At 69.2% G+C, this 14,321-nt stretch carries 15 protein-coding genes and 1 tRNA gene; 6 read left to right on the top strand and 10 right to left on the bottom strand.

Going from position 1 to position 14,321, the window contains the following annotated elements; all coding sequences use genetic code 11:
• The first annotated feature begins 33 nt into the window (after positions 1-33).
• Positions 34-108 (top strand) — tRNA-Asp (locus tag OG349_RS19415).
• A gap of 244 nt (positions 109-352) precedes the next feature.
• Positions 353-556 carry a DUF6274 family protein gene (locus OG349_RS19410; protein ID WP_327235818.1) on the top strand — a complete coding sequence of 68 codons (204 nt, stop codon included), beginning with the start codon at positions 353-355 and terminating at the stop codon, positions 554-556.
• Positions 557-983: 427 nt separating this feature from the next.
• Here OG349_RS19410 and bldC read toward each other — a convergent pair whose 3' ends face one another.
• Both bldC and OG349_RS19400 read right to left on the bottom strand, forming a co-directional pair.
• Complete coding sequence (gene bldC / locus OG349_RS19405) at positions 984-1,190, bottom strand: developmental transcriptional regulator BldC (RefSeq protein WP_003949541.1); 207 nt, start codon at positions 1,188-1,190, stop codon at positions 984-986.
• Positions 1,191-1,788: 598 nt separating this feature from the next.
• The gene (locus OG349_RS19400; RefSeq protein WP_327235817.1) at positions 1,789-2,628 is read right to left on the bottom strand and encodes a hypothetical protein; all 840 of its coding nucleotides are present in this window, start codon (positions 2,626-2,628) and stop codon (positions 1,789-1,791) included.
• A 154-nt stretch (positions 2,629-2,782) separates the two neighbouring features.
• Here OG349_RS19400 and OG349_RS19395 point away from each other — a divergent pair, with 154 nt between their 5' ends.
• Positions 2,783-3,865: a Leu/Phe/Val dehydrogenase gene (locus OG349_RS19395; protein ID WP_327235816.1), complete on the top strand. Its 1,083-nt coding sequence runs from the start codon at positions 2,783-2,785 to the stop codon at positions 3,863-3,865.
• 279 nt (positions 3,866-4,144) lie between these two features.
• Positions 4,145-4,396 carry a DUF3073 domain-containing protein gene (locus tag OG349_RS19390; RefSeq protein WP_161310486.1) on the top strand — a complete coding sequence of 84 codons (252 nt, stop codon included), beginning with the start codon at positions 4,145-4,147 and terminating at the stop codon, positions 4,394-4,396.
• Between the two features lie 195 nt (positions 4,397-4,591).
• On the opposite strand, the gene purM is transcribed toward OG349_RS19390, so the two are convergent.
• The 3 genes from purM to OG349_RS19375 form a co-directional block, all read right to left on the bottom strand.
• The gene (gene purM, locus OG349_RS19385; protein WP_327235815.1) at positions 4,592-5,662 is read right to left on the bottom strand and encodes a phosphoribosylformylglycinamidine cyclo-ligase; all 1,071 of its coding nucleotides are present in this window, start codon (positions 5,660-5,662) and stop codon (positions 4,592-4,594) included.
• A gap of 101 nt (positions 5,663-5,763) precedes the next feature.
• Positions 5,764-7,287, bottom strand: a complete 1,524-nt coding sequence (purF, locus tag OG349_RS19380) for an amidophosphoribosyltransferase (protein ID WP_161310484.1) — start codon at positions 7,285-7,287, stop codon at positions 5,764-5,766.
• 192 nt (positions 7,288-7,479) lie between these two features.
• Positions 7,480-8,307 carry an META domain-containing protein gene (locus OG349_RS19375; protein ID WP_327235814.1) on the bottom strand — a complete coding sequence of 276 codons (828 nt, stop codon included), beginning with the start codon at positions 8,305-8,307 and terminating at the stop codon, positions 7,480-7,482.
• Positions 8,308-8,499: 192 nt separating this feature from the next.
• Here OG349_RS19375 and OG349_RS19370 point away from each other — a divergent pair, with 192 nt between their 5' ends.
• Together OG349_RS19370 and OG349_RS19365 are read left to right on the top strand one after the other, a co-directional pair.
• Positions 8,500-9,330, top strand: coding sequence for a helix-turn-helix domain-containing protein (locus OG349_RS19370; RefSeq protein WP_327235813.1), 831 nt, complete (start codon positions 8,500-8,502; stop codon positions 9,328-9,330).
• Complete coding sequence (locus OG349_RS19365; protein WP_327235812.1) at positions 9,327-9,545, top strand: DUF397 domain-containing protein; 219 nt, start codon at positions 9,327-9,329, stop codon at positions 9,543-9,545. Before OG349_RS19370 ends, OG349_RS19365 begins: the two co-directional genes overlap by 4 nt.
• On the opposite strand, the gene OG349_RS19360 is transcribed toward OG349_RS19365, so the two are convergent.
• The 5 genes from OG349_RS19360 to purS form a co-directional block, all read right to left on the bottom strand.
• Positions 9,542-10,342, bottom strand: a complete 801-nt coding sequence (locus OG349_RS19360) for a maleylpyruvate isomerase family mycothiol-dependent enzyme (RefSeq protein ID WP_327235811.1) — start codon at positions 10,340-10,342, stop codon at positions 9,542-9,544. The genes OG349_RS19365 and OG349_RS19360 overlap by 4 nt on opposite strands.
• Positions 10,343-10,448: 106 nt before the next feature.
• Complete coding sequence (locus OG349_RS19355) at positions 10,449-10,655, bottom strand: DUF4177 domain-containing protein (RefSeq protein ID WP_327235810.1); 207 nt, start codon at positions 10,653-10,655, stop codon at positions 10,449-10,451.
• A 93-nt stretch (positions 10,656-10,748) separates the two neighbouring features.
• Positions 10,749-12,998: a phosphoribosylformylglycinamidine synthase subunit PurL gene (purL, locus tag OG349_RS19350; protein WP_327235809.1), complete on the bottom strand. Its 2,250-nt coding sequence runs from the start codon at positions 12,996-12,998 to the stop codon at positions 10,749-10,751.
• Positions 12,998-13,678: a phosphoribosylformylglycinamidine synthase subunit PurQ gene (gene purQ, locus OG349_RS19345; protein WP_327235808.1), complete on the bottom strand. Its 681-nt coding sequence runs from the start codon at positions 13,676-13,678 to the stop codon at positions 12,998-13,000. The genes purL and purQ overlap by 1 nt, the downstream gene beginning before the upstream one ends.
• Complete coding sequence (gene purS / locus OG349_RS19340; RefSeq protein ID WP_161310479.1) at positions 13,675-13,926, bottom strand: phosphoribosylformylglycinamidine synthase subunit PurS; 252 nt, start codon at positions 13,924-13,926, stop codon at positions 13,675-13,677. The genes purQ and purS overlap by 4 nt, the downstream gene beginning before the upstream one ends.
• Positions 13,927-14,321 lie beyond the last annotated feature (395 nt).

Genomic DNA, 14,321 nt, shown 5'->3' with positions numbered 1-14,321 from the left:
CGTTTCGCAGCCGGGTGAACCGGCCGCGAATCTGGTCCTGTGGAGCAGTTTGGAGTGCTCGCCACCCTGTCAAGGTGGAGGCCGCGGGTTCAAATCCCGTCAGGACCGCAGTATCGAGAAGGCCCCGCGTCGTGGACGCGGGGCCTTCTTCGCGCGTGCGCTTCCGGGCCGGTCCTCACGGGGTGGGCAAGGGGTCCTCTCGTACGGGAAAAGGCCCGTCAACGCCCCAGTCACGGAAGGTCCAAATCCGCCGCCGGGGCTCCGAGCCGCCTTGACGACGTCTTCCGGCGGGGGTACCTACAGATGAGGGCACCCTCTCCGCAGCCGGGGGCCCGCACCGGGGGTGGTGGGCATGGCGACACCAACGACAAAACAGCCGAGACAGCCAAGACAGCCGAAGCACGAGACAGGCGCCCTGCTGCGCGCCCATCTGGCCGCCGCGTCGGGCCACCGGCACCTCACACGGCGCTGTGCGATCTGCCACCGCCTCCAACGGCTCGCCATGGAACCGGCGTCCGGGACCGTTACGGACACCGGTACAGACACGGAAGAGTGACTCCAGGACTGAATCATGGCGATCGGGGCAGGTGCCGAACCGTCGTTGGCAAGGCCCAAGAAGTGTGACGGGAGTCACCGAACCATTTTCTACCAGAGGGTCACTTACGCCCGCCCTACAATCCGGCAATTTAATATGTGCAATTGCACCCCCCTCCGAACCCCTCCAGAAGCATCAGCCCCACCCTCCACACAGCGTGCCGACAGGGGTCGGACAGCCCCTTCCCGGGGCACAAAAAGACCGCGCTGAACTCGGCGGAGTCCAGCGCGGCCGACGACTTGCCCGCATGGTGAGGGCATGGAGCCTGTTGGGGCAGGCGCCCGTCGTGTGGAGCTATGGGGGCGGGAGACCGAGTTGGGGGCCCGGCTGTTCCCTGGTTGGTCGGTCCCTGACGGTGAGGTCAGGTGGTTGAGCCCTGATCGGTTGGTCAGGCCTCGCTGCGCTGCTGCGGAATACCCGCAAGCAGTGCGCGAACCTCTGCCTCGCGATACCGGCGATGCCCACCGAGCGTGCGGATGGACGTGAGCTTGCCGGCCTTTGCCCAGCGTGTGACCGTCTTCGGGTCCACACGGAACATCGTGGCAACCTCAGCCGGGGTCAGCAGCGGCTCGGCGTCAGGGGTGCGAGCGGTCATGAGCGGCCTCCTCGGGAGAACCGAACCATCTCGGTTCTTTCCTCTAAATTCTGCACCTTGACCCACGTTGCCCGAAATGGCAGACGCGGGCCGAGTCGGTTATAGGACGAACGGCTTGTCCTCGGCACTACAACTACACCATCCGTCCAGCCACGTCGGCCAAACCGATGGAATTGCCCTCTGAGGTGTTCATCAGCGGCGGAAGCCGATGGACCATGCCATAGCGGACAGTCATGCCCCAGTGACGATCAGTCACAGAGTCATCGGGAGTCACCAACACCCCCCGCATAGCGTGCAATGCTGAGCATTCCGCCCCGACTTGGACGGAAGGAGACGGAAGGAGCCCTCCCCGGACTCCTTGTCCTATTTTGACACGAGGAGGGGTGATGGGCGCAAGAGCCCCGTTAGTGCGGTCCGTCACGCTTGAGAGGCATAGGCCCGTATCGGGACTTCCGGCCCGGACAGGTACGGTCATGTCCAGACCTGTCTGAACCTCTGCTCGCCCCTGTCCGGACCATTGTCCGAACCCCTGCCCGAACCAAGGGGCGCGCCCCGTTCCGCGCGGCGTGTGAAAGGCGCGTGGAGTCCGCCGGGCGCGTCAGTTCGCGAACTGCATGTCCCGGATCGCCTTCCAGCGCTCGGTGAGCCGCCCGTACGCCTCCCCCGCGCCCGCGCCGTCCCCGTCCCGCAGCGCCGCGATCCCGGCCGCCACGTCGGCCGCCGAGCGGTCCCCCGCCAGCTGCGCCTCCGACAGGACGTACACGAGGCCGCCGTAGTCCAGCTCGACCAGCGAGCGCGGGTGGAACTCCTCCAGCCACCGCCCGACGTCCACCAGACCGTCGATCAGCGGCCCGTCGTCGACCGACTCCCGCAGCGTCCTGAGCGCGCGGGCCAGCCGCCGCCGCGCCTGCACCATCTCGGTCCGGTAGCGCATCACGGGCGCGCCGTCGCCGGCCGCCTCGTACAGCCGCTCGGCGTCCGAGAACAGCGTGAACCAGCGCACCGGCACCTGCCAGACCGCCGTCCTGATCCACGGCCGCGCGTCCGGGTTCCGGTCCCGCCAGCGCTCGTAGTCCGCCGCCGCCTGCCCGCGTACGACCGGCGGCAGCACGGCGTCCAGCAGCGGCAGCGGCAGGACGTCCGCCAGCTCCTCCAGCGCCAGCCAGCCGCGCAGCCGGGTCCGCCACGGGCAGACGCACACCACACCGTCGACTTCCGTCACGAAGGCGTCACCGCTCTCGTGGACCGGTACGGGGACGGGCGGCGTGGGCAGCAAGTCGGCCAGGGAACGCCGTAGTTCGTCCTGTGCGGTCGGCGTACGGTCCCGCCGGGCATATCGCGCCCAGTGGCTCCGTTCGGGCTCGGGAAAGGCGGCCAGCGGCTCGTACACCCGCAGGTAGGACGCGTAAGGGACAAGTACAGAAGACACCGCCGGCATGACGGGATCGTCCCATGCCCGCACCCCCCGGGAGGGTGATCCTGGGCACTGCGGCCGAACCACGCCGCCCGGGGGACTTACCCTCGTGCCCAACTGGTCCCTCCCCACCCGCCGGAGGGGCTTTCCGCCGCTTCGTACCTTGGGAGTCACCACCGTGACCGATGTGACCGACGGCGTCCTGCACACCCTGTTCCGATCGGAGCAGGGTGGCCATGAGCAGGTCGTGCTCTGCCAGGACCGCCGCAGCGGCCTCAAGGCCGTCATCGCCCTCCACTCGACCGCCCTGGGCCCCGGCCTGGGCGGTACCCGCTTCTACCCGTACGCCTCCGACGAGGAGGCCGTCGCCGACGCGCTGAACCTCTCCCGGGGCATGTCGTACAAGAACGCCCTGGCCGGTCTCGACCACGGCGGCGGCAAGGCCGTGATCATCGGCGACCCGGAGCAGATCAAGACGGAGGAACTGCTTCTCGCGTACGGGCGGTTCGTGGCCTCGCTCGGCGGCCGGTACGTGACGGCCTGCGACGTCGGCACGTACGTGGCGGACATGGACGTGGTGGCGCGCGAGTGCCGCTGGACCACCGGCCGCTCCCCGGAGAACGGCGGCGCCGGCGACTCGTCCGTGCTGACGGCCTTCGGGGTCTTCCAGGGCATGCGGGCGAGCGCCGAGCATCAGTGGGGCGACCCGTCGCTGCGCGGCAGGACCGTGGGCGTCGCGGGCGTCGGCAAGGTGGGGCACCACCTGGTCGGGCACCTGCTCCAGGACGGGGCGCGGGTGGTGGTCACGGACGTGCGGGACGAGTCCGTACGGCGCCTCACGGACCTCTACCCGGAGGTCACCGTGGTCGCGGACACCGACGCGCTGGTCCGTACCGAAGGCCTGGACATCTACGCGCCCTGCGCGCTCGGCGGCGTGCTGGACGACGTGACCGTGCCCGCCCTCACCGCGACGGTGGTGTGCGGGGCGGCCAACAACCAGCTCGCCCACCCGGGGGTCGAGAAGGACCTCGCCGACCGCGGGATCCTCTACGCGCCCGACTACGTGGTGAACGCGGGCGGGGTCATCCAGGTCGCCGACGAGCTGAACGGGTTCGACTTCGAGCGGTGCCGTACCAAGGCCGCGAAGATCTTCGACACCACTCTTTCCATCTTCGCACGTGCGAAGGAGGACGGGATTCCGCCGGCCGCCGCGGCCGACAGGATCGCCGAGCACCGGATGGCCGAAGCCCGCCCCTCGTGAGCGTGGAGGGGCGGCCGTACCCCTGCGGGGAGACGAGACTCACCCCCGGTCGGCGGGTCGCCCCTCAATAAGAGGTTAAAATCGCAGCTGACCAGCGAGGACGGCGCGCTTCGCAGGTCCGGAGCCGAGGCGCGTCCTGCGGGCGGCGTACCGTATGGCCGCGGAAGCAGGTACCGTTGAAGCCTACGGACGGGTCTCTCCGCGGAGAGCTCGTTCTGAATTATGAACGCGTGTCAAGACTCTGGGGCCGTCGAGCCCCGTCACCGAGGGGGTCGAGCCATGGGGCGCGGCCGGGCCAAGGCCAAGCAGACGAAGGTCGCCCGCCAGCTGAAGTACAACAGCGGCGGGACAGATCTGTCGCGTCTGGCCAACGAGCTGGGCGCATCACCTACGAGTCAGCCACCGAACGCGGAGCCGTTCGAGGATGACGACGAGGAAGATGACCCTTACGCACAGTATGCGGATCGGTACAACGACGACGAGGACGAGGACGACGAGTCCGGGCCCTCGGCGCAGCGCCGCGGCGCTTGACGTCCGTACCCGCTTGACGTCCGTACCTCCGGCGTCCGCGTATCTCCGGAACTCTCCGGCGGTTCTCACCGACCCGGTCCAGGACTTCGGTCCCGGACCGGGTTCTGTGCTGCCCGGTGCCGTACCGGCCGTGTAGTGGCCCGCGCAGTGGCCGGTTCCTGACCGGCCCCGGGCGTCAGCTCGCGTAGGTCGGCCTCAGCTCGCGTAGTCACCGGACAGTGCCGCGCCGGTCGCGTGGCCGCCGCGCTCGGTGATCTCGCCCGCGACCCAGGCGCGCACGCCCCGGTCGGCGAGGGTGGTCAGGGCCGTGTCGACGGACTCCGCGGGGACGACGGCGATCATGCCGACGCCCATGTTGAGCGTCTTCTCCAGTTCGAGCCGCTCCACGTTCCCGGCGCGGCCGACGACGTCGAAGACCGCGTCGGGCGTCCAGGTCGAGCGGTCCACCCGGGCGTGCAGCGCGTCGGGGACGACCCGGGCGAGGTTCGCCGCGAGACCGCCGCCGGTGACATGGCTGAACGCGTGCACCTCGGTGGTCCTGGTGAGCGCCAGGCAGTCGAGCGAGTAGATCTTCGTGGGCTCCAGCAGTTCCTCGCCGAGCGTGCGGCCGAACTCCGGGACCTCGCGGTCCAGCGACCAGCCGGCCCGGTCGAAGACCACGTGCCGGACCAGCGAGTACCCGTTGGAGTGAAGACCGGAGGACGCCATCGCGATCACCGCGTCACCCGTACGGATACGATCCGCGCCCAGCAGCTGGTCCGCCTCGACCACACCCGTACCGGCGCCGGCGACGTCGAAGTCGTCCTCGCCGAGCAGTCCCGGGTGTTCGGCCGTCTCGCCGCCGACCAGCGCGCAGCCGGCCAGGACGCAGCCCTCCGCGATGCCCTTGACGATGGCGGCGACCCGCTCGGGGTGGACCTTGCCGACACAGATGTAGTCGGTCATGAAGAGCGGCTCGGCGCCGCAGACGACCAGGTCGTCCACGACCATGCCGACCAGATCGTGGCCGATCGTGTCGTACACGCCCATCTTGCGCGCCAGGTCGACCTTCGTACCGACGCCATCGGTGGCGGAGGCGAGGAGCGGCCGCTCGTAGCGCTTGAGGGCGGAGGCGTCGAAGAGGCCGGCGAAACCGCCGAGGCCGCCGAGGACCTCGGGGCGCCTCGTCTTCTTCACCCACTCCTTCATCAGCTCGACCGCGCGGTCACCGGCTTCGATGTCGACGCCCGCGGCCGCGTAGCTGGCACCAGTGGTCGTATCGGACATGGCTGAGTACTTTCCTGTCGTCATGCGGTCGTCATACGGATGCGGAACCGGTCGTCCTACGGAGGGCGGACCTACGGATGGCGGACATACGGGTTGCGGACCTACGGGCGGCGGAGCGCCTCGGCGGCCGCGTTGGCCGGTCCCGCCGCCAGCTCGGTCTCCAGCAGCTGCTTGCCGAGCAGCTCGGGATCGGGGAGATCCATCGGGTACTCGCCGTCGAAGCAGGCACGGCAGAGGTTCGGCTTGGCGATGGTGGTCGCCTCGATCATCCCGTCGAGGGAGATGTACGAGAGGGAGTCGGCGCCCAGCGAGACACCGATCTCGTCGATCGTCATGCCGTTGGCGATCAGCTCGGCGCGGGTCGCGAAGTCGATGCCGAAGAAGCACGGCCACTTGACCGGCGGGGACGAGATCCGGATGTGGACCTCGGCGGCGCCCGCCTCGCGGAGCATCTTGACCAGCGCCCGCTGGGTGTTGCCGCGGACGATCGAGTCGTCCACGACCACCAGGCGCTTGCCCCGGATGACTTCCTTGAGGGGGTTGAGCTTCAGCCGGATGCCCAGCTGGCGGATGGTCTGGGACGGCTGGATGAAGGTCCGGCCGACATAGGCGTTCTTGACGAGTCCCGAGCCGTACGGGATTCCGCTCGCCTCGGCGTAACCGATGGCGGCCGGGGTGCCGGACTCCGGGGTCGCTATGACCAGATCGGCCTCGACGGGCGCTTCTTTCGCGAGTTTCCGGCCCATTTCCACGCGGGACAGATACACGTTCCGACCGGCGATGTCCGTGTCGGGACGCGCCAGGTAGACGTACTCGAAGACACAGCCCTTGGGCTTCGCTTCCGCGAATCGCTGGGTCCGCAGACCGTTCTCGTCGATGGCGATCAGCTCACCGGGCTCGATCTCGCGGACGAAGGAGGCGCCGCAGATGTCGAGGGCGGCGCCCTCGGAGGCGACGACCCAGCCGCGCTCCAGCCGGCCGAGGACAAGCGGGCGGATGCCCTGCGGGTCACGGGCGGCGTAGAGGGTGTGCTCGTCCATGAAGACGAGCGAGAAGGCGCCCTGCACGTCGGGCAGGATCTTGGCGGCGGCTTCCTCGACCGTGAGTGGCTTGCCGTCGTCGTCCGTCTGGCCGGCGAGGAGCGCCGTGACCAGGTCGGTGTCGTTGGTGGCGGCCACGCGCGTGGGCCGGCCGTTTTCCTTGGGGAGGTCGGCGACCATCTCGGCGAGCTGGGCGGTGTTGACCAGGTTCCCGTTGTGACCGAGCGCTATCGAGCCGTGGGCCGTCGCCCGGAAGGTCGGCTGCGCGTTCTCCCACACCGAGGCTCCGGTGGTGGAGTAGCGGGCATGGCCCACCGCGATATGGCCGAGGAGGGAGCCGAGGGACGTTTCGTCGAAGACCTGTGAGACAAGGCCCATGTCCTTGAAAACCAGGATTTGGGACCCGTTGCTCACTGCGATGCCCGCGGACTCCTGTCCACGGTGCTGTAGGGCATACAGTCCGAAATAGGTGAGCTTGGCGACCTCTTCGCCCGGGGCCCAGACTCCGAAGACGCCACACGCGTCCTGGGGGCCTTTCTCACCGGGGAGCAGGTCGTGGTTGAGTCGTCCATCACCACGAGGCACGCCACCGAGTGTAGGCGAGATCGACCACTGGTCCGAATTGGGGATGGGACGTGGCCGGATACCGCCCCTGCGGACCGTACGTTCCGTGATGCTTTCGCTTCTTTACGTAGCCGGGCAGAGGTGGCCGGTGAACGGGCGCGGGTGGGTTCCGGCGGCCCGTCCGGCCGGTACGGAGGCCGTGGCAGGCGGTGTCTAGGCCTTCGAGGCGGGCAGTGCGGCGAGTCCGCCGTCCACCCCGGTCAGCCACAGCCCACCGTGGTTGACCTCATACGTGACCTTGCCGCGCAGGACCTTCAACAAGTGCTTCTCGACCGCCGACCGAGGGCCTGTACAGGCCATTTTTGTCGAGATCACCCGGCTGAACGTGATGGTGTCGCCGGAGACCTTCGCCCTGGCGCCGAATCCGTTGCAGCCCAGATTGCCCTGTACGGAACCGTCGGTGCCCAGCGTGAAGGACGCCGAACCGTCCGTCCCGGCCGGCAGGCGGGCGGCGCTCCCGTCCGAGGCCAGGGCGTTCACGGTCCACTTCGTGCCGGTCAGGGGCGCGGGAGGTCCGCTGGTCAGGGCGAGGACGTCGCCGTCGGAGGAGGTCAGCGTGAGCCGGTCGCCGGTCACCTTCGACGTGAGCTTCCCCGTGAAGGCCGCGTCCAGCGCCTTGTCCAGAGCGTCGAGGTTCAGCACACAATCGGCGGTCGCCGTCATCCGCTTCTTGCCCACGGCCACCGTGTCGTCCGCGACGGACACGTCCACCTCGTACTCGTCACAGCCGGTGGCCAGCGTCGCCTGCGTCGTGTCGCCGAACTCCAGGGAGGTCCCCGCCGCCCCGGCGGTCCTTCTCCCGTCGACCGTCACGCTCTCCACGTTCCAGCGCACACCGGTGAGCGCCGACTCCCGCACGGAGGCGTCGTCGCCCGACGCTCCCGTCCTCGTACCCGAACTGGTCTCCGTACCGCACGCCGCCAGGGTGAGCAGCGCGAGTGCGGTGATGGCGGTGACTGCGGTGCTCTGCTGTTTCTGCATGGGGGTGGGACGGATCACACGGACGGACGGTTCCGTGCGGGTGGGGGCGCCCCGGCGCGAGAACCCTCTCCGTGACCACAGAGTCACCATCCGTATGAAATGGGGCAGCGCCCCTGCCTACGATCCTGAGTGACCGACGTCTCAGACGTCTCAGACGTCTCGAAGGGCCCACAGAGAATCGAGGTTGCCCCCATGACCCCACGCCCTCGCGAACTGACCCCCGACCGGTCGGTCCGGCACCTGTTCGGATCCGAGATGCGCAGGTTGCGCGAACAGGCTGGGATGTCTCTGGAGGACCTGGCGGCCGTCATCAGATACTCGCGGAGTTCGCTGCACCGCTACGAGACGGCGCAAGCGATGATCGCCCCGGACCTCGCGGCCAAGCTGGACGCGGCGTTCGGGACGGACGGGCTGTTCGCGAAGCTGTACGCGCTGGCACGCAACGAGGTCCATCCGGACAAGTACCGGCGGCGCATGGAGTTGGAGGCGCGGGCCGTGACGATCGAGGAGTACTCCGGGCACACTGTCCCGGGACTCGTCCAGACGGAGGCGTACGCGCGCGAACTCCTCAGGCAGGGCAACCCCGAGTCCACCCCCGCCGACATCGGCGAGAAGGTCGCGGCGCGCATGGGCCGACAAAGCCTGCTGCAAGGAGCGGCTCGGCCCTACCTGTCCGTGATCCTGGACGAGGGCGTCCTGCGGCGCACCATCGGCGCGCCGGAGGTGATGCGGGCGCAGCTGGAAGCGCTGTTGCCCCTCGTGGACAGTCCGGTCGGAATCATCCAGGTCCTGCCGTTCCGGCACAGGGCACACGCGCTGCTGGGCGGCTCGCTGACGCTTCTGACTCTGGACAACGGAACAAGCGTCGCCTACGAAGAGAGCATCACCACGGGCCAGTTGCTGGAAGACGCGGCCAGTGTGGCCCGGCACCGCCGGGCCTACGATGTGATGAGGGCCAACGCGCTGTCTCCCCGCGAGACCGGCGCCCTCATCGCATCCCCCATGGAGGCACTTTCCACATGAGCATTTCGCAGGAGACGCCCCACGTGGAGTGGATCAAGTCGAGCTACAGCAACACCGACGGCGGCAACTGCGTCGAGTTCGCCCCCGCCGCTCTCACCGCCACCGGACTGATCCCCGTCCGGGACAGCAAGATGCCGACGGGCCCGGTGCTCATGCTGACCCCCGCCGCGTGGACCGCGCTCGTCGCTCTCGCGGCGGAAGCGGACCTGCGCTAACTCATCAACGGGAGCAGGCCGGACAGGTCCGCGCGTTCGCCGCTCGCGCTCACGTTCGCCGATTCCAGGGCCGCCGCCCACGTCGTACGGCCCGTGGCCAGCCGGATCCAGGTGAGCGGGTCCGTCTCCACAACGTTCGGTGGGGTGCCGCGTGTGTGGCGAGGGCCCGCCACGCACTGGACCACCGCGTACGGCGGGATCCGTACCTCGGTCGACGCCCCGGGCGCCTTCACCGCGAGCCCGTCCGCGAGCAGCCGCGTGCAGGCGGCGAGGGTCTGGCGGTCGTACGGGACAGCCAGCCCGGTCGCGCGGTTCAGGTCGTCGGTGTGGACGACCAGCTCGACGGTACGGGTGACCAGGAAGTCCGCCAGACGCATCGTCCCGACCCGTACCGGCACCAGCCGCTCGTCCGCCGCCTCCGGCAGCGCCGCCGCGACCCGGTCCGCGGCCCGCGCGAAGACCTCCTCGACCGGCGCGGAGGCGGCGAGCGCCCGTACGTCCTCGCTGATGCTGTCCGCGTACTCGGCCGTCGCGAACGGCCACTCGTCCAGTCCGACCACCGGTCCGCCCGGCGCGACCTCGGGTCCTTCGGCGGCGCGGGTGACCGACTCGACCACCATCGCGAGGTGCGCTGCCAGGTCCCGTACCGTCCAGCCGTCGAGCCCGGTGGCCGGCAGGGCCAGCTGCGCTTCGGTGAGCCCGGCGACGGCTTCCCGTACAGCCGCGAACTGCGCCAGGACGGCGGCTCGGATCTTCTCGGGGTCGTACTTGCGCATGCGCTTCTTGGCCGGGGGCATGACGGCGAGGCTAACCGAGGGGGGAATGGCCTGAGCCTCCGGCCGGTGGATCCGGGCGGAGGCTCAGGGCCTGCTCACGACATCGACATCAACGACTTCAACGACTTCACGCCTGGCGCGGGCGCTCCAGCGTCAGCAGCAGACCCTCGACGGCGCCGGGGCCCAGGCGGCCCTTGACGTCCGCCGCGGTGATGGCCTTGAGGGCCCACCCGTCCTCGGCGTGCTTGTTGAGCGTCTTCTCCAGCTTGTCGCTGTCCAGGGCGTCGCCGATGAGCGATTCCCGGAACGTCACGACCTTGTACTCGAACGCCATGCGGTCCATCCCTCGGTCATGCGTGTCCTGTGCGCACGGCGGGACGCGTACGCACGTCCGAACACGTGCGCGCCCAGCCAACCACGGCCGGAATCAGCCGAAGAGCGCGGGGATCGTGCTCCGGTGCGCCTCGGAGACCTCGCTCAGCGGGATGCCGAACTCGCCCTGGATCTCGATCTCCGCACCGTCCACGACACCGATGCGGGTCGCGGGCAGGCCGCGTGCCCCGCACATGTCGGTGAAGCGGAGTTCCTCGCCGCGCGGGACGGACACGACCGCGCGGCCGGCCGACTCGCTGAACAGGAAGGTGAAGGCGTCGAGGCCGTCGGGCACGACCAGCCGGGCGCCGTGCCCGCCGCGCAGGCAGGACTCGGTGACCGACTGGATCAGGCCACCGTCGCTCAGGTCGTGCGCCGCGTCGATCATGCCGTCGCGGGACGCCGAGATGAGGATGTCCCCGAGCAGCCGCTCGCGCTCCAGGTCCACCTTGGGCGGCAGGCCGCCGAGGTGGTCGTGGACGACCTGCGACCAGGCCGAGCCGCCGAACTCCTCGTGGGTGTCGCCGAGCAGGTAGAGGAGCTGGCCCTCCTCCTTGAAGGCGATCGGCGTCCGGCGGGCCACGTCGTCGATCACGCCGAGGACGGCGACGACCGGCGTCGGGTGGATGGCCGCGTCGCCCGTCTGGTTGTAGAGCGAGACGTTGCCGCCGGTGACGGGCGTGCCCAGCTGGAGACAGCCGTCCGCGAGACCGCGAATCGCCTCGGCGAACTGCCACATGACGTCCGGGTCCTCGGGGGAGCCGAAGTTCAGGCAGTCGGAGATCGCGAGGGGCTTGGCGCCGGAGGCGGCGACATTGCGGTACGACTCCGCCAGCGCGAGCTGCGCGCCGGTGTACGGGTCGAGCTTGGTGAAGCGGCCGTTGCCGTCCGTGGCGATGGCCACCCCCAGGCCCGTCTCCTCGTTGACGCGGATCATGCCCGCGTCCTCGGGCTGGGCGAGCACGGTGTTGCCCTGCACGAAACGGTCGTACTGGTCCGTGACCCACGCCTTGGACGCCTGGTTCGGCGAGGAGAGGAGCTGGAGGACCTGCTCCCGCAGCTCGGCGGAGGTCGCGGGGCGCGGAAGCTTGTTCGCGTCGTCGGCCTGGAGGGCGTCCTGCCAGGACGGCCGGGCGTACGGGCGGTGGTAGACGGGACCGTCGTGCGCGACCGTACGGGGGTCGACATCCACGATCTTCTCACCGTGCCAGAAGATCTCCAGCCGGTCGCCGTCCGTGACCTCACCGACGACGGTGGCGATGACGTCCCACTTCTCGCAGATCGCGAGGAACCGCTCGACCTTCTCGGGCTCGACCACCGCGCACATGCGTTCCTGCGACTCGCTCATGAGGATCTCCTCGGGCGAGAGCGTGGAGTCGCGCAGCGGTACGTCGTCCAGCTCGACGCGCATGCCGCCGGAGCCGTTCGACGCCAGCTCGCTCGTCGCGCAGGACAGGCCGGCCGCGCCGAGGTCCTGGATGCCGACGACGAGCTTCTCGGCGAAGGCCTCCAGCGTGCACTCGATGAGGAGCTTCTCCTGGAACGGGTCGCCGACCTGGACGGCCGGACGCTTCGACGGCTTCGTGTCGTCGAAGGTCTCGGAGGCCAGGATGGAGGCGCCGCCGATGCCGTCGCCGCCCGTGCGGGCGCCGTACAGGATCACCTTGTTGCCGGGGCCCGAGGCCTTGGCGAGGTGGATGTCCTCATGCCGCATGACGCCGATGGCACCGGCGTTCACCAGCGGGTTGCCCTGGTAGCAGGCGTCGAAGACCAGCTCGCCGCCGATGTTCGGCAGGCCGAGGCAGTTGCCGTACCCGCCGATGCCCGCCACCACGCCGGGCAGGACCCGCCGCGTGTCGGGGTGGTCGGCCGCGCCCATCCGCAGCGGGTCCACGACCGCGACCGGGCGGGCGCCCATCGCGATGATGTCGCGGACGATGCCGCCGACGCCGGTGGCCGCGCCCTGGTAGGGCTCGACGTACGACGGGTGGTTGTGGGACTCGACCTTGAAGGTGACCGCGTACCCCTGGCCGACGTCCACGACGCCCGCGTTCTCGCCGATGCCGACGAGCATGGCGTCGTTGGCGGGGACCTTGTCGCCGAACTGCTTGAGGTGGACCTTGCTGCTCTTGTACGAGCAGTGCTCCGACCACATGACGGAGTACATGGCCAGCTCGGCGCCGGTCGGCCTGCGGCCGAGGATCTCCCGGACCCGGAGGTACTCGTCCTCCTTGAGGCCGAGCTCCTTCCAGGGCAGTTCGACGTCGGGCGTCCCGCTCGCGTGCTTCACGGTGTCCAGGGTCATCAGGCGCTTACCAGCTTCTTCAGGATCGAGGTGAAGAATCCCAGGCCGTCGGTACGGCCCGTACCGATCAGCGGCTCCACGGCGTGCTCGGGGTGCGGCATCAGGCCGACGACGTTGCCGGCCGCGTTCGAGACGCCGGCGATGTCGCGCAGCGAACCGTTCGGGTTGCCGTCCAGGTAGCGGAACGCGACCCGGCCCTCGGCCTCCAGCGCGTCGAGCGTGCGCTCGTCGGCGACGTACCGGCCGTCGATGTTCTTGAGGGGGACGGAGATTTCCTGGCCCGCGGAATAGTCGGCGGTCCAGGCGGTGTCGGCACTCTCCACGCGCAGTTTCTGATCGCGGCAGATGAAGTGCAGGTGATTGTTGCGCAGCATGGCGCCCGGCAGCAGATGCGACTCGGTGAGGATCTGGAAGCCGTTGCAGATTCCGAGGACCGGCATACCGGCCTTCGCCTGCTCGATCACCGTGGCCATGACCGGCGAGAACCGGGAGATGGCGCCGGCCCGCAGATAGTCGCCGTAACTGAAACCGCCGGCCAGGACGACCGCGTCGACCTGGTGGAGGTCCTTGTCGCGGTGCCAGAGCGGGACGGGCTCCGCGCCGGCGATCCGGACGGCCCGCAGGCTGTCCCGGTCGTCCAGCGTGCCGGGGAAGGTGACGACTCCGATACGAGCGGTCACTTCGACTCCTCGACCTTCACGACGAAGTCCTCGATGACGGTGTTGGCGAGGAAGGTCTCGGCCATCTCGTGGATACGGGCGAGGGCGGCCTCGTCGACCGGCCCCGCCACCTCCAGTTCGAAGCGCTTTCCCTGACGGACGTCGGCGATCCCCTCGAAGCCCAGCCGGGGCAGCGCGCGCTGCACCGCCTGGCCCTGCGGGTCGAGGATCTCCGGCTTGAGCATGACGTCGACTACGACGCGTGCCACTGGCACTCCCGGTGGTGTGGTGCGGCTGTGTTCCGCTGCGTTCCTGCTGCGTTCTGCTGTGTTCTGCCGTGTTCTCCAGGGGAATCCCCCTCGACCCCCCGAGCTCCCCTCAGCGTACCCGGCCAGAAAATCTACGCGAGTAGATATGAACAGGGATACGCTGCCCCCGAAGCCCCGCCGCAGATCAGGCCATGATTTCCGGAGGGTGGTACACCAGGGAAAATCGCGGGAAAAAGTCGGGTTCCCCCATTGCCGCGAGACACGCTGATGCAATTGGCTGGGCTTCACAATGCCGGGCCGACCGCTGTACAAAGGAATACAGCGGAAAGCTGCATTGTCCCTTAACAGCCGGAAGGCCGGTATCGCCGCACGTCAGCCGTGTTTCCGGACGGCCT

Origin of the sequence: Streptomyces sp. NBC_01317 (assembly GCF_035961655.1) — a bacterium.
Classification (GTDB): domain Bacteria; phylum Actinomycetota; class Actinomycetes; order Streptomycetales; family Streptomycetaceae; genus Streptomyces.
Note: the sequence above shows the minus strand (reverse complement) of the source record. Positions and strands in the feature narration are given on the sequence as shown.

Bases quoted from the DNA above. Each gene is read 5' to 3' on its own strand.
- OG349_RS19365 (WP_327235812.1), top strand. From the start codon at position 9,327: ATGAGCATTTCGCAGGAGACGCCCCACGTGGAGTGGATCAAGTCGAGC.
- OG349_RS19400 (WP_327235817.1), bottom strand. From the start codon at position 2,628: ATGCCGGCGGTGTCTTCTGTACTTGTCCCTTACGCGTCCTACCTGCGG.
- bldC (WP_003949541.1), bottom strand. From the start codon at position 1,190: ATGACCGCTCGCACCCCTGACGCCGAGCCGCTGCTGACCCCGGCTGAG.
- purM (WP_327235815.1), bottom strand. From the start codon at position 5,662: ATGTCCGATACGACCACTGGTGCCAGCTACGCGGCCGCGGGCGTCGAC.
- OG349_RS19360 (WP_327235811.1), bottom strand. From the start codon at position 10,342: ATGCCCCCGGCCAAGAAGCGCATGCGCAAGTACGACCCCGAGAAGATC.
- OG349_RS19390 (WP_161310486.1), top strand. From the start codon at position 4,145: ATGGGGCGCGGCCGGGCCAAGGCCAAGCAGACGAAGGTCGCCCGCCAG.
- OG349_RS19410 (WP_327235818.1), top strand. From the start codon at position 353: ATGGCGACACCAACGACAAAACAGCCGAGACAGCCAAGACAGCCGAAG.
- OG349_RS19375 (WP_327235814.1), bottom strand. From the start codon at position 8,307: ATGCAGAAACAGCAGAGCACCGCAGTCACCGCCATCACCGCACTCGCG.
- OG349_RS19355 (WP_327235810.1), bottom strand. From the start codon at position 10,655: ATGGCGTTCGAGTACAAGGTCGTGACGTTCCGGGAATCGCTCATCGGC.
- OG349_RS19370 (WP_327235813.1), top strand. From the start codon at position 8,500: ATGACCCCACGCCCTCGCGAACTGACCCCCGACCGGTCGGTCCGGCAC.
- purL (WP_327235809.1), bottom strand. From the start codon at position 12,998: ATGACCCTGGACACCGTGAAGCACGCGAGCGGGACGCCCGACGTCGAA.